The organism is Bifidobacterium sp. CP2 (assembly GCF_018555635.1).
GTDB lineage: Bacteria > Actinomycetota > Actinomycetes > Actinomycetales > Bifidobacteriaceae > Bifidobacterium > Bifidobacterium saguinibicoloris.
Map to the genome: position 1 here is coordinate 64,867 of NZ_JAFEJX010000002.1, position 20,107 is coordinate 84,973.

13 protein-coding genes are annotated in these 20,107 nt (G+C 66.8%); 8 read left to right on the forward strand and 5 right to left on the reverse strand.

Translation table 11 applies throughout. The features are described 5' to 3' along the window. Positions 1-16 precede the first annotated feature (16 nt). Entirely contained in the window at positions 17-1,453 is a 1,437-nt protein-coding gene (locus JS531_RS01705) for a metallophosphoesterase (protein ID WP_214311798.1), read from the forward strand. A gap of 332 nt (positions 1,454-1,785) precedes the next feature. On the opposite strand, the gene JS531_RS01710 is transcribed toward JS531_RS01705, so the two are convergent. Beyond that, complete coding sequence (locus JS531_RS01710; RefSeq protein WP_236034364.1) at positions 1,786-2,610, reverse strand: IclR family transcriptional regulator; 825 nt, start codon at positions 2,608-2,610, stop codon at positions 1,786-1,788. Between the two features lie 350 nt (positions 2,611-2,960). Here JS531_RS01710 and leuC point away from each other — a divergent pair, with 350 nt between their 5' ends. Continuing rightward, complete coding sequence (gene leuC, locus JS531_RS01715; protein WP_214311799.1) at positions 2,961-4,364, forward strand: 3-isopropylmalate dehydratase large subunit; 1,404 nt, start codon at positions 2,961-2,963, stop codon at positions 4,362-4,364. A 35-nt stretch (positions 4,365-4,399) separates the two neighbouring features. Next, the gene (gene leuD, locus JS531_RS01720) at positions 4,400-5,086 is read left to right on the forward strand and encodes a 3-isopropylmalate dehydratase small subunit (RefSeq protein WP_214311800.1); all 687 of its coding nucleotides are present in this window, start codon (positions 4,400-4,402) and stop codon (positions 5,084-5,086) included. Positions 5,087-5,287: 201 nt separating this feature from the next. Here leuD and JS531_RS01725 read toward each other — a convergent pair whose 3' ends face one another. After that, positions 5,288-7,150 (reverse strand): PH domain-containing protein, encoded by a 1,863-nt coding sequence (locus tag JS531_RS01725; RefSeq protein WP_214311801.1) that lies wholly within the window; start codon positions 7,148-7,150, stop codon positions 5,288-5,290. Continuing rightward, positions 7,150-7,797 (reverse strand): PH domain-containing protein, encoded by a 648-nt coding sequence (locus JS531_RS01730; RefSeq protein ID WP_214311803.1) that lies wholly within the window; start codon positions 7,795-7,797, stop codon positions 7,150-7,152. Before JS531_RS01730 ends, JS531_RS01725 begins: the two co-directional genes overlap by 1 nt. 297 nt (positions 7,798-8,094) lie before the next feature. Here JS531_RS01730 and JS531_RS01735 point away from each other — a divergent pair, with 297 nt between their 5' ends. The 4 genes from JS531_RS01735 to JS531_RS01750 all read left to right on the forward strand — a co-directional run bounded on the left by JS531_RS01735 (position 8,095) and on the right by JS531_RS01750 (position 15,527). Further along, a complete protein-coding gene (locus JS531_RS01735) occupies positions 8,095-10,314 on the forward strand; it encodes an Ig-like domain-containing protein (RefSeq protein ID WP_214311805.1) in 2,220 nt (739 codons plus the stop codon). Beyond that, positions 10,274-12,064, forward strand: a complete 1,791-nt coding sequence (locus tag JS531_RS10930; protein WP_214311807.1) for an Ig-like domain-containing protein — start codon at positions 10,274-10,276, stop codon at positions 12,062-12,064. Before JS531_RS01735 ends, JS531_RS10930 begins: the two co-directional genes overlap by 41 nt. 175 nt (positions 12,065-12,239) lie before the next feature. After that, entirely contained in the window at positions 12,240-14,057 is a 1,818-nt protein-coding gene (locus JS531_RS10935; protein ID WP_240541983.1) for a CPBP family intramembrane glutamic endopeptidase, read from the forward strand. Positions 14,058-14,354: 297 nt separating this feature from the next. After that, positions 14,355-15,527 (forward strand): diguanylate cyclase, encoded by a 1,173-nt coding sequence (locus JS531_RS01750; RefSeq protein ID WP_214311809.1) that lies wholly within the window; start codon positions 14,355-14,357, stop codon positions 15,525-15,527. A 22-nt stretch (positions 15,528-15,549) separates the two neighbouring features. Here JS531_RS01750 and JS531_RS01755 read toward each other — a convergent pair whose 3' ends face one another. Further along, positions 15,550-16,899 (reverse strand): FAD-dependent oxidoreductase, encoded by a 1,350-nt coding sequence (locus JS531_RS01755; RefSeq protein ID WP_214311816.1) that lies wholly within the window; start codon positions 16,897-16,899, stop codon positions 15,550-15,552. Between the two features lie 392 nt (positions 16,900-17,291). Here JS531_RS01755 and murA point away from each other — a divergent pair, with 392 nt between their 5' ends. Continuing rightward, positions 17,292-18,617, forward strand: coding sequence for a UDP-N-acetylglucosamine 1-carboxyvinyltransferase (gene murA / locus JS531_RS01760; protein ID WP_214311818.1), 1,326 nt, complete (start codon positions 17,292-17,294; stop codon positions 18,615-18,617). A 94-nt stretch (positions 18,618-18,711) separates the two neighbouring features. Here the strand turns inward: murA and JS531_RS01765 are convergent, their stop codons facing one another. Continuing rightward, the gene (locus tag JS531_RS01765) at positions 18,712-19,983 is read right to left on the reverse strand and encodes an MFS transporter (protein WP_214311820.1); all 1,272 of its coding nucleotides are present in this window, start codon (positions 19,981-19,983) and stop codon (positions 18,712-18,714) included. Between the last annotated feature and the right edge of the window lie 124 nt (positions 19,984-20,107).

Genomic DNA, 20,107 nt, shown 5'->3' on the forward strand with positions numbered 1-20,107 from the left:
CATTACAGTAGGAGCTATGACGGAAACACAACGCGCGCCCGAGGGCATGTCTTCAAAGCCGAGGATCAGGCCGGCGGAGGCGGGGGACACCCGTCCCCTGTCCGTGTCCGCCAGATTGGGACGTCTGCAATTCCATCACTCCGGCAAATTCCGTGTGCTTCAGCTCGCCGACATCCAGGACGGACCGAACGTCGCCAAGGACACCATCCGACTCATCGAAGCCAGTCTCGACGCCGTCCGTCCGGATCTGGTGGTGTTCACCGGCAACCAGATCGCCGGCTACGATCCCGCCTTCGCCGAGACGTTCCGCAAACGCCGGTGGAGCGCACCGCGCGAATACGACGATCCGGACGACGCCGAAGCGGCGCTCGGGAAGACCCGTGAGCTCGTCCGCGGCGCTATCGCCCGGTTCCTCGAACCGCTGACCTCCCGCCGCGTGCCGTTCGCCGTCACCTACGGCAACCACGACTTCCAATGCGGATTGGACAACACGGAGCTCGACGCCATCTACCGGTCGTTCCCCGGATGCGTGAACCCCGAGCCCGGTGCCGAAGCCCACGTGCTGCCCGCGGATGCGCTCCTGCATGACCAAGTGGTCTACCCGCACGCGGCCGGCACGTTCGCCCTGCCCGTGTCCGATCAGGAGAACAAGCGCACGGTGCTGGGGCTCGTCGTTCTCGATTCGGGCGACTACGCGCACGGCGGCGGCTTCTCCGGGCCGGACAGCGGGGCATTGGAGTTCCTGCGCGCGGTGCCGGACCTCATTGGCGCCCGATCCGCGGTGTTCCAGCACATGCCGCTGCCGGAATACTACGACCTGCTCAAGCCGGTCTCGTCCACCACGCCCTACGCCATGCAGGGGTATCGCGCGCATGCGGCCCACTACTACGTCTTGGACGAGAGCAAGGTGCAGCCGGGCGGCTATCTGGGCGAAGGCATCAGTTGCCCGGACGCTTCGGAGGAGTTCGCAATCCTGCGCGGGGACGGCTCGGGGCGCGCCGCCGATGATGGCCGTACGACCGATGGCGAGCAGGTGATGTCGGGTACGACGGGAATGTCGGATGCGCCGGACGCCTCGGCGTCGGCACCGTCGGCCGCACACGCGCATGAGACGGATACGTACGTATATATAGGAGTGGCCACCGGACACGACCATCGCAACGGTTTCGTCGGCGAACTGGGCGGCGTGCTCATGGCCGCCGCGCCCACGTGCGGGTTCGGCTCGTATGGTCCGGCACCGGCCAAGCGTGCGGCCCGCCTCATCGAATTCGACATCCGGCATCCGTACCGCCCGCGTACGCAGCTGCTGGAGTTCGGCGAACTGGTCGGCAAGCCCAGTTCGAAGAAGGCGTACACGTACGCGCTCAACGCACAGCCTCCCCAGGAGGGGGAGGGCGACGACCTGCTGCGCAAGCCCAGCCTGTGGAGCCAGCTCAAGGGGCTGTTCAGCTGAACTGGGCGAGGAATGCTGGGTGTGTTGCGGTGCGCGCGGAACCGGTCGGGGCGCTGACTGCGTTACGTGGGGTACATTGAGGCCTTTCCGGACATCCAACCGCGTTGCGAGGGGTAGACCTCGAAGTATCACCATGTTGGGAATGGCGGAATATCAAGACGGAATAGGGTATGATACCCCGGGATGGGGCGGAGAGGCACCCCTGATAACGAAGAAAGGTGTCTTCCAAGCGCGGAAGACACCCCTCGTAACGTGATTATGTCCGTGGCGTTGGTCGTAATCATCGTAATGACGGCAACGGCCAACGTTGCAAGCCGACCTGACGAGAATGGTCAGCGGCCGGACGAGGCCTTGATGAGCGCCTCGGTGAGGTACTTGCCGGCGGCCATGACCAACGGCGCGTAGCGGCGGCCGGGCGCGTTGCCCATGCGGCCGGACGGGCCGGAGATGGAGATGGCGGCGATGACCTGGCCGGACGCGTTGCGGATCGGCGCGGAGATCGAGCACACGCCCTCCTCGCGCTCGTTGACCGATTCGGACCAGCCGCGCTTGCGCACGGCGGCCAGCTTGGTCGCGTTGAACTTGGCGTGGCGCAGGCCCTGATGCATGCGGTCGGAATCCTCCCAGGCGAGCAGGATCTGCGCGGCGGATCCGGCCTCCATGGACAGCATTGCGCCCACGGGGATGGAATCGCGCAGGCCGGAGGCGCGTTCCACGGCGGCGATGCACACGCGCTGGTCGCCCTGACGGCGGTAGATCTGCGCGGATTCGCCGGTTCGATCGAGCAGGGTCTGCAGGATCGGGCCGGCGGCGGTGAGCAGGCGATCTTCGCCGGCGGCCGCGGCCAGTTCGGCGAAGCGGGAGCCGAGCACGAAACGGCCGTGCTGGTCGCGCAGCACGAAACGGTGGCGTTCCAACGCGATGGCGAGACGGTGCGCGGTGGGTCGGGCCAGTCCGGTGGCGGCCACGAGCTGGCCGAGAGTGGAGGGACCGGTCTCGAGCGCATCGAGAATCTTCACGGTCTTGTCAAGCACGCCGACGCCGGAATGCACTTCGCCGTCATTCTGATCGGGCGTAGCGGTGGTCTGGTCGTCGGTCGCTTCCTGCGTGGCTGACGGCTCTTCGGCCACAGCGGTGTCTGAGTGCATTGAAGTCATGATTCCCGTTTATACCATCTCACATAGTGAAATGGCAAATCGAGGCAGTTTACCACGAGGCGAACGCCGTGCGCCGGACGATGACCGATTCGTGGAACATGTGCGCGTTCCCATCGTTGTCTGGCCCGGAATCCTCCTCCGAAGCCCGTCCGAACCACGCGCTGTCACGGCGCCGCCATGGGTGCCGCCGCGGCCGGTTTCGGCGTGATTCCAAGCGAATCCAAGCGCCGCCCGCCCACATCTCATAATCCGGCCGGGGCATGCTCGCCCCCAACCCGAGCCTCTACGCTAATACCACGAACAAGGCGCAAACACAATACCTGGCGCCAAGAAAACAGGAGGAATTTCCCATGGGAACGACACTGGCCGAGAAGGTCTGGGCCGATCATCTGGTACGGAAGGGCAGCGATGGGGCGCCCGACCTGCTGTACATCGACCTGATGCTCATGCATGAGGTCACCAGCCCGCAGGCGTTCGAGGGGCTGCGTCTGGCCGGCCGCAAGCCGCGCCATGTCGATCAGCTCATCGCCACCGAGGACCACAACACGCCCACGGTGGACATCGACCGTCCGAATCCGGACAAGACGAGCGCCCTGCAGCTGAGCACGCTGGAGAAGAACTGCAAGGAGTTCGGCGTGCGCCTGCACCCGCTCGGCGACGCCGACCAGGGCATCGTCCACGCGTTCGCCCCGATCCTGGGCCTCACCCAGCCGGGCATGACCATCGTGTGCGGCGACTCGCACACGTCCACGCACGGCGCGTTCGGCGCGCTGGCGTTCGGCATCGGCACCAGCGAGGTCGAGCATGTGATGGCCACGCAGACGCTGAGCCTCAAGCCGTTCAAGACGATGGCCATCAACGTCAACGGCAAGCTGCCGGAGGACGCCACCGCGAAGGACATCATCCTCGCGATCATCGCGAAGATCGGCACCGGCGGCGGCCAGGGCCATGTCATCGAATACCGCGGCGAGGCGATCCGCAACCTCACGATGGACGAGCGCATGACCGTGTGCAACATGTCCATCGAGGCGGGCGCCCGCGCCGGCATGATCGCCCCGGACGAGACCACGTTCGAATACCTCAAGGGCCGTCCGCACGCGCCGGAGGGCGAGATGTGGGACAAGGCCGTCGAATACTGGAAGACCCTGAAGACCGACGACGACGCCGTGTTCGACAAGGTGGTGGACATCGACGCCACCAAGCTCGGTCCGTATGTCACGTGGGGCACGAACCCCGGCCAGGGCCTGCCGATCACCGCGAACGTGCCGGTGCCGGAGGAGATCGCCGACGCCACCAAGCGCGCCGCCGCGGAACGCGCCATCAACTACATGGGTCTCAAGCCCGGCATGCCCATCAAGGACATCGCCGTGGACACCGTGTTCATCGGCTCCTGCACGAACGGCCGCATCGACGACCTGCGTCAGGCCGCCGCGATCATGAAGGGCCATCACAAGGCGAAGAACATCCACCGCGTGCTCGTCGTGCCCGCCTCCTCGCGTGTGCGTCTCGAGGCGGAGCGCGAGGGCCTCGACAAGGTGTTCGAGGACTTCGGCGCCGAATGGCGCAACGCCGGCTGCTCGATGTGCCTGGGCATGAACCCGGACAAGCTTGTGCCGAACGAGCGTTCGATCTCGACGTCGAACCGCAACTTCGAGGGCCGTCAGGGCAAGGGTTCTCGCACGCATCTGGCGTCGCCGGCCGTGGCCGCCGCCACCGCCATCCGCGGCACGATCTCCAGCCCCGCCGACCTGTGACCGGGACCTGTTAGGACGCAAAGGATTTCAATATCATGGAAAAACTCACCACTCTGACAGGCGTGGGCGTGCCGCTGCGCCGTTCCAACGTCGATACCGACCAGATCATCCCGGCCGTGTTCCTGAAGCGCGTCACCAAGACGGGTTTCGATGACGCCCTGTTCTACGCGTGGCGCCGCGACCCGGAGTTCGTGCTCAACAAGCCGGAGTACGCGAAGGGCCAGATTCTCGTGGCCGGCCCCGAGTTCGGCATCGGCTCCTCCCGCGAGCACGCCGTGTGGGCGCTGCACGACTACGGTTTCCGCGTGGTCATCGCGCCGAGCTTCGCCGACATCTTCTACGGCAACACCGCGAAGAACGGCGTGCTTGCGGCGATCATGCCGCAGGAGAGCGTCGAACTGCTGTGGAAGCTGCTGGAGGAGGAGCCGGGCCGTCCGATGACCGTCTCCCTTGAGGACCGTACGGTCACCTGCGGCGACGTGACCTTGCCGTTCGAGGTGAACGACTACACCCGTTGGCGTCTGATGAACGGCTATGACGACATCGACCTGACGCTCCAGCATGAGGACGACATCGCCGCGTACGAGAAGATGCGCGCCGAGAAGTTCCCGTTCAAGCCGAAGACGCTGCCTGCGAAGCACCTGCCGGAGGAGCCCGTCGCCTCCGCCCGTGAGCCCGAGGATGATTGGGCGGGCCCGTTGGCCGACCGCGGCATCATCTGACGCGGTCGGCCGGCGGAAGCCCGGTGGGCTTCCAGCAGGGTCCGCGCCGAGCCGCGGCAGCGGTGAGGCCGATGTTGCGTCTCGCCGCAGACGAGTCCGTGATTGCCGGACCGGGCCCGTTGGCCGATCGCGGCATCATCTGACGGGGTCGGCCGGCGGAAGCCCGGTGGGCTTCCGGTAGGGTCCGCGCCGATCGCGGCATCATCTGACGTGTCGAGCCGCGTGTGGACGCTCCCCCTCCGTACGGAAGGGGAGCGTTTCGTCGTTTCGGCCCTCGAACCAGCGTTCCAGCGCGTCCGCGTCGTCGCGGCGTAGGAACCGCAGTCGCAGTTCGTCGATGCCGTGCATCACGAACAGCGACATCCGCAGGCTTTCGACGCCGCGCGGTTCACGCCACAACGTGGTCGACCGCGTCACCGACTGCACGCGTGCGCGTCTCGTGAGCAGTGTGAACAGCCCCCAGCCGCGCGCGCCGGACGTCATGATGCGATGCGGCATGATGCGTCGGGATGCGACATGGGGGTTTCCGTCGCGTCCATCCGTTGCGACGTGGCCTCCCGTGGCGTCGCCGCCGCTCTCGTCGTGCCCGCCGTCCGCGGCCGATGTGTCCGGCAGGATCGCGTAGCCTTCCGTACGCGCCTTCAGCCATCGGCAGGACGTCCACCACAGTCCGGCGGCCAGCGGGACGACGGCCGCCCACCATGGCCATGCGTGGGTGGCCGCCGCGCCGACGCCGACGACGGCCGTCGCGGCAAGGGTCGTGACGGCCGGAACCGTCACGTAATAGCGGACGAGGCCGCGGCCGGTACGTCGCATGGCGACGTCGGCCGGCCAATCCCATTCCGGCAGCATCGCGCGCAGCGTCGGCGCGACGCGTCGCAGACCGATGACCGGCAGCACGTTGGCGGAGAACGAGACGTCGCCGTCGTTGGACGCGGCGTTGAGCCCGAGCTGCACGGAGCAGAGGCGCAGCGGGCGTCGCAGGGCCGACCGGCGGACGACGATCGTCTGGATGCGGCCGACGGGGATCGTGGTGGTGCGGCGGGTGAACAGGCCGCGCACCACCATCAGGTCGTCGCCGCGCCGCCACACTTCGAACCCGTGGAACCGCAGCAGCGACGTGGCGATGCTCACGGCCGTCAGCGCCAGCACGCACGCCAGGATCATCAGGACGATCGAGACCGCGCCGGACGCCACGCCCCGCATGACGGCGTCGCCTATCGCATGTTCGGCGGCGTCGACCATGCCGTCCGGCAGGAGGTCCTGCACCTGCTGCACGAATCCGTAGATGACGAGCGCGGCCGCCAGGAATCCGATGTCCGTGACGGCGAACAGGAGGATGTCCGCCGTGGATGCGCGGAAGACGCGGGTCGCGGGCGTGGGCTGCGTGGCGGTCGCGGTGGGGGAGTTGATGACGGATGCGGTGGGGGAGGTGTCGGCGGAAGGTGCCGTCTCCGACGACGGTTTCGCCTGCGCCGGCAAGGTTCCGGTTGCGCTCGCTTCCGTGGTCGTCGTCTCGGTACGCATCGTCTCGGTCCGTGTCGTCTCGGGGATGGACGACGACGCGGCGGCCGCGTCCGCGTCGTCGCGCGCGTGCGCCCGCAGCCGTTCCAGTTCGGTCTGCAGGGTCGCGGGCACGGCCGGCAGCGTGATGTCCGCGTCGGCGCCGACCGGCGAGACGCTCAGGCTGATGACGTAGAACGGGCGCAGATAGAACGGGCTGACGCTGTTGATTGCATGGATCGCCCCGTAGGCGATGATGCGTTGCTTGCGGAACAGCAGTCCCGACCGGAACGACAGCCGGTCCGCCTCCAACCGGTAGCGTGTGGTGAGCCAGTCGACCAGCGGCAGGGCGAGCGATATCGCGATCGCCGCGACGAACAGCAGGGCGATGACCGGCGCGGACAGGTGCCGGCGCATCAGAAACAGCAGTGCGACGAACCAGCCGACCGTGCCGCGCACCGACTTGGCCAATCCCACGATCAACGCCGCCGGATGCAGGCGACGCCATGCCGGGATGGAAGGATCGGCGGCGGCGGGGGCGTCGCAGGGCGGCGTCGCCATCACAGGTCCTCCTTCGCCGAAGCCACGCGGACGGCGATCAGCGCGACCATGCGCTCCGCCTCGGCCGTGTCGAGCGCGGCGATCTCATGCTCGTCGGCGGCGGTGTACACCACCACCGTGGTCAGACCGAACCGGCGCTGCACCGGATTCTGCCGGGTGTCCACATGCTGCACGCGGTTGTACGGCGTGGTGGTGGAACGGCGGAACAGCCAGCCCTTGCGTGTGGCGAGATCGTGCTCGCCGAGACGGAACCGGGTGAACGCGTACAGGTATTTCGACTGCAACGGCTGCGTGACGAGGTCGAGCACCGCGTAGGCCGTGGCGAGCCCGGCCGTGAGTTGCGTCCAGAAGCCCCACCAGTGGTTCGCCATGCAGATGGCCGTGAATATGCCGCAGGCGGCCAGCCAGGCGGCGCAGACGATGGCTTCGTTCACCAGCCATACTGTGCGGATGCGCGCCGGCAGCGGCCGCCATGCGCAAGGGTCGGCGGCGGTGGGTGCGTCGGCGATTGCGTCGGTGCCGCCGGCCGTCGCCGCGTCGGGTGCGGTGGTCGACGTCAACGATGTTGTGGAAGGCGAGGACGCGATGGAAGCGGCGGGTGCGGGTGGTTCCGGCGTGTCCCCTGTGGTGTGCGATGCGTTCGTCATCGAGGTTCCCTTCGTGTGCGATTGGTTCCATCGTACGGGACGTCTGTGGATGGCCGGATGCCGGACCGCCGTCCGTATGGCGATGATGTGCGGTCGCGTCCGGGAATGCGCGATCGGAGTGAGGCCAGTGTGCGGATGATGTGATGGAAACAGCGGAACCGCGCCGTTCGGGGGTGCGCCGTTCGGGGGCGTAGTTCGGGGGCGGCTCCTATACTGATGACCTTGTATAGGAAGGACGCGCGGAGCCATGCCCGAACGCTGGAGCCCGCGCGACAGCCCACAGTAGGGAGAAGAAGGATGTCGAGAACACTCGCACAGCGCATCGGAGGAGGAATCGTGGCCGCGCTCGCCAGCGCCGCCATGCTGTTCAGCGCCCTCCCCGCGCAGGCGGCCGGCTCGAACGAGGTCGGTGCGGATGCCACTTCGAACGCAAACATCTATCAGGCGTTGCAGTACATGCAGCAACTCAACGAGCTGCGTGCGAATAAGAACCGTCGTCCGCTGACGAACGCGCAGATTGCGGCGGCCATGAACGCCGATAACAACACCAATAGCTACAGCACGTCCAATATTGCCGCGGATACAGCGGATGGCAGTGCCGTTGGCGCCCTGAATGTCAATTCGGACATGATGAAGTGGGCACAGACTCGTGCGAACGAATTGATCGCCACTGGCGATTTGGATGCTCACAAGAACATGTACAACGGCAAGCCCAGCTGGTACGCATGTGCGGATCGTCGTTATCCCAATCAGTGCACTACGGGAAGCGGATACAATCTGACGGATTCAGATAAATACCAGTCCGGGACCACGTTCTTTGGTCCGGAAGCCTTGGCATGGTCGTGGACCAGTGCTGGCGGCTTGTCCGGTAATGCGGTGGATAGCTGGTATAGCGAGCTTAACTATGAGATTGAGCATCCGAACGCTTCCGCTTCCGAGTTGGCGCAGTGGCGTCAGGGATACGGGCACTATCTCACTGAGGTCAGCCCGTTGGCTGACATCGCCGGCGTCGCTGTGGCGGTGAAGGATGGTGTCACCATCACTGTCCTTGAAATCGGCAACAGCAAGTCCGCCCAGGGCAAGACCCAGAGCGTCGAGGACGCGCTGCAGGAGTATGCGCCGAAGAAGACCATCACCGGCGTTTCGGGCGCCACGCTGGATGTGCTTTCCGGCACCGAGAAGCCGACCAACCTGCCGACTACGGTGACCGCCACGTACGACGACAAGTCCACCGCGCAGGTGCCGGTCACGTGGAATGCCATTCCGGATGATTGGAACCAGCCCCGCACGGCCCATCAGGTGACCATCAAGGGCAAGGTCGACGGCTGGAAGCAGGACGTCACGCTCACGCTGAACGTGGCCGAGGCCACCGTCACCAGCGCCACGCTTGCCGACGGCACCACCTCGCTGAAGGTCACGACCCCGTCCGGTACGAATCCGGCGAAGCAGCTGCCCGACAAGGGCAAGATCGTCTGGTCCAACGGCGACGAGACCGAACCCGCCATCACCTGGACCACTAGCGACCAGTACAAGGACCGCAACGGCGGCACCTACGACCTGACCGGCACCATCGCTGGCACCAAGGCCACCGTCACCGCGCATGTGACCGTCGAGGCTGCCACCGTCAAGGCCGTGGCCCAGCCGGCCGCCCTCACCGTCGTCCAGGGCGGCAAGCCGTCCAACGTGCCGCCCACCGTCAAGGTAACGTGGTCCAACGGCGACACGACCGATGAGGCCATCACGTGGAACACGGGCGAAGACCCGGCCGACGCCACGTTCGACCAGCTCGGCGAGAAGACCTTCCACGGCACCGCGGCCGGACAGCCCGTCACGCTGACCGTCAAGGTCGTCGAGGCCACGGTCACCACGTTCACCAAGCCGGCGGATATCACCGTGGTCTCCGGCACCGAACCGAAGCTGCCCGACAAAGTCACCGCCAACCTCAGCAACGGCCAGACCGACGTGAAGGTGCCCGTGACGTGGACGCCCGCCTCCGTGCCCGAAAGCCTGTGGAAAGCCCTCAAGGGCGGCACGCAGACCTTCACCGGCGTGGTCAACGGACAGGCTGACAAGACAGTGACCATCACGGTCACCGTCACGCACGCGACCATCACCACCGCCACCGTGACCCCGGACACGCTGAGCACCCCGGCCGGCCTCAACCCGACCGACAATCTCCCCAAGACCGCGACCATCACCTGGTCCAACGGCGAGACCGGTACCGCGGACGTGAAGTGGGACACCATCAGTGACGACCAGTACCAGACCGCCGACAAGACGTTCACTCTGAACGGCACCGCCTCCAACGACGGCCAAACCGCCAAAGTCATGCTGCCCATCACCGTGACCGCCCCGGCCGCGGACAGCGCCACCGCCACCAAGGACGCCGTCGAGACCATCGCCGGTACCGCGCCGAAGCTGGACGACATCAACGCCAAGGTCACGTACACCGACGGCTCCAACCACCACCAACACCGTGGACTGGGGCACCATCGACGCCTCCAAGTACGCGAATGAAGGCACGTTCGAGGTGACCGGCACCGTGCTCGACACCACCGTGAACGCGCGCGCCACCGGCAACCCGCTCCTCGACAAGGACGGCAACCAGCTCACCGTGACCGTCAAGGTCACCGTGAAGGCCCGCGTCATCACCGGTGTCAACGCCACCTCGGACACCATCACCGTCGACCCGGTGAAGGACGGCGACCCGACGCCCACCGTGACCGGCAAGGCCATCGTCACATGGAACGATGGCGACACCGAAACGCGCGCCGACATCGCCCTCACCCTGCCGGAAGGCTGGAACAAGCCGCACACCGCGCACACCGTGGACGCCACCGGATACGTCGATGGCTGGGGCAAGGCCGTGACGTTCACCGTGCACGTCAACGCCGCCACCATCGAATCCGTCGAGAACCCGGGCGACTTCTCCACCACGGAAGGCGTCCCGCCCACGCTGCCCGCGAAGACGAACGTCACGTGGAGCAACGGCCAGACCACCAGCGAGGACATCGTTTGGAACGAGCCGGAGAACTTCAAGGACCTGTTCGACAAGGCCGGCGATATCGTCACGGTGAACGGTGAGATCAAGGGACACCCGGATAAGACGGTGACCGTGAAGATCACCGTCACCGCCGCGACCATCGAATCCGTCACCGCGCCGGAGGACAAGACCGTCGACGCCGGCCAGACGCCGAACCTGCCGGCCACCTTGACCGCCAAGCTTTCCAACGGCAACGACAGCCAGGTCGCCGTGACGTGGAAGACCGACGGTGTGGACTTCTCCAACCGCTCCGGCAAGGACAAGACCGTCACCGTCAAGGGCGAGATCAAGGGCTACGACAAGGGCGTGAGCGTCAAGGTCACCATCCGCAGCGCCAAGGCCACGTCCGCCGCGGTGAAGGGCGACAAGACCATCACCGTCGACTCCGGCACGGAACCCGCCTTCCCGAAGACCGCCTCCGTCTCCTGGAGCGACAACGGCAAGGACACCGAAGAGGACATCACCTGGGACGCCTTCGGCAAGGACAAGTGGAACGACCGCACGGGCGGCACGTACACCGTCAACGGCGTCACCAAGACCAGCAAGCTGCCGGTGAGCGTCACCGTCGTGGTGAAGGCCGCCACCGTCAGCTCCGTCGACACGAAGGATGTCGAGGTGTCCACCAACGTGGGCGTGCAGCCCGGCCTGCCCAAGACTCTCAAGGTCACGTGGAGCAACCATGACGTCACCGACGCCGACATCACGTGGAGTACCATCACCGCCGAACAGCTGGCCAAGGCCGGCACGTTCGACGTGACCGGCACCGCCACCGTGGCAGACAACGTCTACACCGTCACCGCGCACGTGACCGTCACCGAGGCCACCGTGAAGAGCGTCGAGCAGATCGTCGACGTCACCACGAGCAAGGGCAAGGCGCCGCAGCTGCCCACGACCGTCAAGGTCGTGTGGTCCGACGGCACCGTGACCAGCGAACCCGCCACCTGGAACGAGATCCCGGCCTCCGCGTACGCGAAGGCCGGCAGCTTCCAGGTCAAGGGCGTCGCCACCATCGCCGGCACCGACTACGAGCTCACCGCCAACGTGACCGTCTCCGACAACGGCACCCTCGTGCCGCAGCCGGGACAGAGCGACAAGACCGACACGGGCAAGCAGCAGCTGTCCAAGACCGGCTCCAACGTGGCCATCATCATCGCGGTGGCCGTCGTGCTCATCGTGATCGCGGTCATCGTGCTCATCGTCGTCAAGCAGCGCAAGGAGCAGTGACGACACCGTCCCGGCCGTACGGCGTGACGCCTTCGGCCGGGACCACGGCATGACATGAACGGTCCGTCCGCATCCCCATTCGGGGTTGCGGGCGGACCGTTCGTCGTCCATGAACGTTGGCGCAACAATCCGGGAACATCCAGACGACATGCAGAAACGCGCGTAGGCTGGAGCCATGACGACGAACGAACCGCAGCCGCAGGGCAATCCCGGCCAATACACGCAACCACAGCCGGCGATGCAGCCGATGGCGCAGCGGCCGGTGACGACGCAACAGCCGGTGGGCCCGCAGGAACCGGCGTATCCCCAGGCCTATCCGCAGCAGACGGGCGGATACGCGCCGTCGGCCGGATATCCGCAACAGGCGGTCCCGCAATATCCGCAGGCCTACCCGCAATCGCATCCGCAGACGGGTGCATATCCGGAACAGATGCCGATGCAGCCGCAAGGCGCCACGATCCCACAGCCGGAACCGTACGGGCAACCGGGCGTCTACGCGCCGTCGGCCGGCTACCCTCAGGCGGCGGCTCCGCATGCGGCGGAACCCTACGGCTACGGCGTACAGCCGGCCATCCAACCTCCAGTGGAACCGTATCCGCAGGTCGCGGCGTTCCCGCAGCAATCGGCCGCCTATCCGCAGCAAAGCGCGTACCCGCAGCCGGCGGCCCACCCACAGCAGGCCGCGGCGTCGCCATACCCGCAAGGCGTGTATCCGCAGACCGCAGCGCCGCAGTACCCGCAGTCACAGTACACGCAGACGGCCGCGGCGCAATACCCGCAACAGGGCGCTGCGCCGCAGTACCCGCAAGGCGCGTACGCGCACTCGACGTATCCGCAGGCGACATACCAACAGGCCGCATATCCGCAAGTCGCGTATCCGCAACCAGCGTACGCACAGATGCCGTATCCGCAAGTCGCGTATCCGCAGACGCAGTATCCGCAGGTCGCATACCCGCAGACCGCGTACGCGCGCCCGGCGTTCGCCATGCCCATCGACCCGCGCAGGATGCTCAACAAATGGCGCAGGGCCGTGGTCAACCGCGCCATGGGCGTCACCTTCGCCTACGAAGGCATGATGTACGCGGGCGCCCTCATCTCCGAGATCGTCGTCATGACCGTCCTGTACGCCGGCAAGGACATGAGCGACGCCGAATTCTCGCGCTGGAACGGCGTCTTCAGCATCGCCTCCCTCGTGACGGCCGTCGGATTCCTGCTCATCGTGCGCCACCGTGACATCTTCACCCGCGAATACTGGCTCGGCGGCCCCCACCTCGACACTTACGGCGAACCCGACCAGAAGGGCCGTATGAGCCAGTACGGCAGCGGACGGCGCATGACCGTGCCCACCGCGCTCGCGTTCATGGGCCTCGCCATGGGCGTCCAAGGCGTCATCACCCTCATCCAGCTCCTGTTCGCCCTGCTCGGCGCCGACCTCGCCTCGCCCACCTCGGACAGCATCGACGAATCCATGACCACCGTGAGCATGTGGCTGTACGTGTGCCTGCTCGCCCCCATCTGCGAGGAGATGATCTTCCGCGGCGTGCTGCTCAAATCGTTGAAGCCGCTCGGCAAGAACTTCGCCATCATCACCTCGGCCGTCATGTTCGGCTTCTTCCACGGCGACATCGTGCAAGGCGTGTTCGCCGCGCTCTCCGGACTGCTGCTGGGGTATCTCGCGATGGAATACTCGCTGGTGTGGTCCATCGCACTGCACTTCTTCAACAACGCGATCCTCGCCGGAGTGATGGACACGCTCGCCTCCACCTATCTGGACGACACCGGCTACACCATCTACGCCATCGCCACGATGCTGTTCGGCATCGTCGTCTCCATCGTCGTGCTCGTCCTCAACCGCAAGCGGATCGGCGCCTACGTGCGCGCCAACCGCGTGCCGGGCGCGTTCGCCGGATGGGCCTCGTGGACGCTCATCGGCTTCGCGCTGTTCAACGGCGCCCAGGCCGTGTACTCGTTCGTCACCGCCATGATGTCGTAGCGGTCGACGCGTTGCGTGCGTGGCTCGGTGCGGTCGGCGGGTTGCGTGCGCAGGTGCGGGCGTGCGGTCCGACGCAGGTTGGCGTGCGGGCCGTCGTGCGCGGCTCGGTGCGGCTCGACGCGGGCTGGCGTGCGGTCCGGCGTACGCGGCTCGGTGCGGCTCGACGCGGCCGCGGGTCATGCGGGCGTGCGGTTTATGCTGGAAGGGTCCCCGATTCCCATACCATGCCGGCCTTCCGCCCCAACCGGCGCGCGGCCGGGAATGCCTTGCCGAGAACCTGCCGAGAAGGAGAGCACGATGACCCAGCAGTTCCAGCCGTTCTACGACGTCAACCGCACGTACGAGGAGAACTATGAGGAGGGGCCGTTCGGCCTGTTCGGCGAGGCGCTGCGCGGCGAATCGGCGGATGCGTCCGGCGCGTCTACGTCCGATTCCGCCGCGGCCGGCGCATCGACTGCGGCCGATTTCGCCGCGGCTGACGGTTCCGCCGCCCCCGCCGATGCGTTCCTCGGCGTGCCGGTGAACCTCGCGTTCGGCATCCCCGCCGGCCCGCTGCTCAACAGCCGCTACACCACGGCCGCGTTCCGCATGGGCTTCGACCTGGCCACCTACAAGACCGTGCGCTCGCGCGCATGGGGCTGCAACCCGTTCCCGAACGTGCTCGCCGTGCATCCGAAGTCTGCGGACGGCTCCCTCACGCCCGGCAGCGACGAGCTCGACGAGGGCGTGCTCGCCGACACGAACTACGAGGCGCCCATCTCCATCTCCAACAGCTTCGGTGTGCCCTCGCAGGATCCGGACGTGTGGCAGCCGGACATGTTCCGCGCCATCGCGGCGGCCGGTCCCGGCCAGGTGCTCGTCCCCGGCTTCCAGGGGTCGCGCGTGGACGGCATGACCGAGGAGGAGTACATCGCCGACCATGCCACCACCGCGCGGCTCGTCAAGGAGACCGGCGCGAAGCTCATGGTGATGAACACGAGCTGCCCGAACGAAGGCCACAACGTGCTGCTGTGCCACAATCCGCAGCTCGTCGGCCGCATCGCCGAGGCGGTGAAGAACGAGATCGGCGACACCCCGCTCATGGTCAAGCTCGCTTACATCCCCGACGACGCGGCGCTCGAGCTCATGGTCCGCTCCACCGTGGAACGCGGCACCGTGCAGGGCTTCAGCACCATCAACACCATCTCCGCGCGTCTTGTGGACGCGCGCGGCAACCAGGCGCTCCCCGGCAAGGGGCGCGACCGGTCCGGCGTGTGCGGCCACGCGATCCGCGGCGCCGGCCTCGACATGGTCCGTCGTCTCGCTGCGCTGCGCGAGCGGCTCGGCCTCGACTTCGCCATCAACGGCGTGGGCGGCGTGGTGACGCCGGCCGATTACCAGGCGTACAGGAGCGCCGGCGCGGACAGCGTGATGTCCGCCACCGGCGCGATGTGGAACGCGAACCTCGCCCGCGAGATCAAGGCCGCCTGAGGTCAGGCCGGCGTCGCGGCCGTCAGGCCTCGGCGGCCGCCTTCATCGCGACTGCGCCCACGTAGTAGACGGGCTTGTCGAAGTTCGGCTGGAACAGGAAGTCCACGTTCGCGAGCTCGTCGATGGTGAACCCTGCCTGGATCGCCATCGAGACGACGTTCGCGGCGCCGGAGATGTCCGCCTTCGAACAGAACTGGCCGCCCTTGACCTTGCGGGTCTCCGGGTCCCACGTGAGGATCGACGTGACCGGCGTGGTGGTGAGCATGAAGTCCGGACGGTAGTCCTCGGTCAGCTCCGTCTCGCGCACGGTCAGGCCGCGCCGTTCGGCGCCCGCCTGCGTCAGGCCCGACGCGGCGAGCGAGAGGTCGTACAGCTGCACGGCGCTCGTCGCCTGCGTGCCCAGGTACTTGACGGTCGGCTTTTCGATGTTGCGGCCGACGAGCAGGCCTTGGCGCACGGCGTTCGTGGCCAGCGGGATGTAGTCGTGCTGGCCGGTCGGGTTGTAGAAGACGGTCGCCGAGTCGCCGCACGCGTACACGTCCGGCGCGGAGGCGCGCATGTAGTCGTCGACGACGATCGCGCCGTTCGGCAGCATGTCCACCTGCCCCTTGACGAGGTCCGTGTTCGGCAGGAAGCCGACCGCGAGAATCGCCATCTCGGCCGTGTACTCGCCCTTTTCGGTGACGACGGTGACGGTGTCGTCGTCGTTGTCGCGGAAGGCGGTGACCTTCTGGCCCAACGCGAGCGTGACGCCGTGGCTTTCGAACGCTTCGGCCACCTGGTCGGTGATCCGCTTGTCGAAGTTGTTCGCGAGCGGTCGGTCGAGGCCGTCGACCAGCGTGGTCTGCACGCCCTTGAGACTGAACTGCTCGGCGATCTCGGCGCCGATGTAGCCCGAGCCGATCACCACCGCGGACTTCGCCTCCTTCGCCTTCTCCTTGATGGCGATGGCGTGGTCCCAGTTCTTGCACAGCAGCACATGCGGGCTGTCGATGCCGGGGATCAGCGGAATCACCGGGCGTGAACCGGTGGTGACGACCAGCTTGTCGAACGCGAGCGTCTCGGCCGGGGCGTCTTCGGCCGCGTCGACCGGACGGTACGTGAGGGTGTGGCCTGCGACGTCGATGGATGTGACGTCGGTGCGCATGTGCATGGTCGCGCCCGCCTGGGCGAGAGATTCGGGGGAGGAGTAGAACATCTTCTTCGGGTCGGACACGTGGTCGCCCACCCACAGTGCGATGCCGCAGGACAGGAACGACAGCGTGCCGTTGCGTTCGAAGACGTGGACGGTCCAATCGGGATGCTCGGCGAGGATCGACGTGGCGGCGAACGTGCCGGCGTGCGTGCATCCGACGATGGCGACGGTGGTCATGGATAATGCTCCTTTGCGTTGTTGTCCGGGCGACGCTCCCGTTGCGGAGTCTCCGTTTGCCTCCTGTGAGCGTTCACCTCTGCCTCCTCACGATAGCAAAGCGGGGTGGGAGGGGCGCCCGGGCGCGCGGTGCGGGCATGCAAGTGTGACGTGGGTCACAGGCGTGGAGGTCGGGTGGCGGAACAGGATGATGGTCGGGGATGAGTCCGGGTGTCTGCCGGGAACTGTCGGAGGCTGTCGGGTGGCGGCCGGATGGCGGCCGGCCGATTACGCTGCGGGCCTCAACCCGCGGTTTTCACCGGGTTCGCACATGCCATATGGCACACTGTCATATAGTGTTTCGAGGTCCGCCGCAGCCGGCGGGGCAGGCAAGAGAACCGAAAGAGGTAGTCGTGGGAGAAATCGAGAACGATGTGCTGCACGTCGAGGGCGGCAAGCCCCTCAACGGCACGATCAAGGTGCGTGGCGCGAAGAACTTCGTGAGCAAGGCCATGGTCGCCGCGCTGCTCGCACCGGGCAAGTCGGTCCTGAAGAACGTCCCCGAGATCCGTGACGTGCACGTGGTCTCCGACCTGCTGCGCCTGCACGGCGTGGACGTCGACGTCGACGGCGACAAGGGCGTCGTCACCATCGACGCCACCCACGTGCAGCTGGCCGACGTGGCCGACGTGGACACCCTCTCCGGCTCCTCCCGCATCCCGATCCTCTTCTCCGGACCGCTCGTGCACCGTCTCGGCGAGGCGTTCATCCCGGCGCTCGGCGGATGCAACATCGGCGGCCGCCCCATCGACTTCCATCTGGAGACGTTGCGCAAGCTCGGCGCCAACGTCGACAAGGAACACAAGGACGGCATCCACATCACCGCGCCGAACGGACTCAAGGGCGCGAAGATCCACCTGCCGTACCCGTCCGTCGGCGCCACCGAGCAGACGCTGCTCGCCGCCGTCCTCGCCGAAGGCAAGACCGAACTGTCCGGCGCGGCCATCGAACCGGAGATCATGGACCTCGTCGCCGTCCTGCAGAAGATGGGCGCGATCATCTCCGTGGACGTGGACCGCACGTTCCGCATCGAAGGCGTCAAGGAGCTCAAGGGCTACACGCACACCTCGCTGACCGACCGCATCGAGGCCGCCTCCTGGGCGTCCGCGGCGCTCGCCACGCACGGCGACATCTTCGTCAAGGGTGCCACGCAGCCGGAGATGATGACCTTCCTCAACGTGTTCCGCAAGGTCGGCGGCGAATTCGACGTCACCGACAAGGGCATCCGCTTCTGGCACCCGGGCGGCGACCTGCACCCGGTCGCCATCGAGACCGACGTCCACCCCGGCTTCATGACCGACTGGCAGCAGCCGCTCGTCGTGGCCCTCACGCAGGCCAACGGCCTGTCGATCGTGCACGAGACCGTGTACGAGAACCGTTTCGGCTTCACCAAGCCGCTCGTGCAGATGGGCGCCACCATCCAGCTGTACCGCGAATGCCTCGGCTCCCTGCCGTGCCGCTTCCAGCAGCGCAACTACAAGCACTCCGCCGTCATCTTCGGACCCACCCCGCTGACCGGCCGCGACATCGACGTGCCGGACCTGCGCGGCGGCTTCTCGCACCTCATCGCGGCGCTTGCGGCCAAGGGCCCGTCCAACGTGCAGGGCATCTCACTCATCGACCGCGGCTACGCCGACTTCCGCGGCAAGCTGCACCAGCTCGGCGCCGACATTGACTGATTGGCTGATTGGCTGGTCGGCTGACCGCCTGATTATCAGCTGATCCGCACGCGATTCATATGACGGCTCCCCGCGCACGCGGGGAGCCGTTCCGCTATGCCTCGAAGCGCCTGGCGAGGGGAGTCATCATGACGGCGAACAGGCCGATCGCGGCGGCGCTGACGATGCCGACCGCGGCGACCGGGAGGCGGTCGTAGGCCCAGCCGTACGCCATCTGGCCGAGCGGCTGCGCGCACATGCACAGCGCGCCGAACATCGCCATGACCTTGCCGGTCATCGCCTCCGGCGTGCTCAGTTGGATCGCCGGGACGGCGATGAGGTTGGTGAAGCAGCTCGAGACCATCATCAGGCAGGTGAATCCGATGAGTGTGACGAGCTTCGTCCATGCGCCCACCGGCAGCAGGAACACGATGCCCTGCGGGACCAGCGTCAGCGCGAACGCGAGCAGCGCGGTCGGCATGTGCCGCATCGAGAGCCTCGAGGCGAACAGGCCGACGATGAACGCGCCCGCCACCCCGGCCATGCCGACCAGGCCGTCGGCCACGCCGTACACGGTCGAGTCGAATCCGAGCACCGTGCGGATCGTGTAGGGGAATCCCACCGCCGAATAGCCGATGACGATGAAGTTCAGTCCGGCCGCGAACAGAGCGAGGCGGAACACGTTCGGGCGATCGTGCGTGAGGAACCGCAACCCGGCCATGAGGTCCTCGACGGGGGAGGGCAGCGCCTCCTCGTCGCCGCGGTCCGGCGCGCCGAGACGGATGAAGCACTCGAGCACGGCGGCCGCGGCGAAGCTCACGACCGTGATCGCCATCATCGGGCGGATGCCGACCATCGCGTACAGCACGCCGCCGAGGAAGCTCGGCAGCAGGGAGCCGAGCTGCTGCACCTGGTTGACGACGGCCATCGCCTGGCGCATCACCGCCTGGCCGTGTGCGCGGAACATCTGGGGGAGCGCCGCCTGCACCGTCGGCGTCTCGAACGCGCCGAGCACGGCGAGGGCCACCTGCATCGCGGCGATGGCGACCATATTGAAGCCGGTCGCGGCGAAGAGGATCGCGCTTGCGAGCACCAGCACGCCGGAGACCGCGTCGAGCGCCACCATGATGGTGCGGCGGTTCACACGGTCGGCGAGGACCCCTCCGAACGGGGAGAGGATGATGGTCGGGACGATGGAGACCGCGAGGATCGAGGCGAAGACGGTGGCCGAGCCGGTCTCGTCGAGCACCCACATCGACATCGCGAAACGCAGCATCAGGTTGCCGAACAGGGAGATGCCCTGGCCGGCGACCAACAGAATGAAGTCGCGGGAGATGAGCGGGGAGCGCTGCGGTGTTGTGGTTGGTGGTGTGGTTGGTGTGGCCATGGTGGTTCCTTGGCGGTTGGCGGTTCCGGGTTTTGTTGTGCTGAGGGTCTTTCAGCGCGAGGATTCCCGGGGTTGGTGTGGTGTTTCCGGGTTTTGTTGTGCTGAGGGTGTCTCAGTGCAAGGA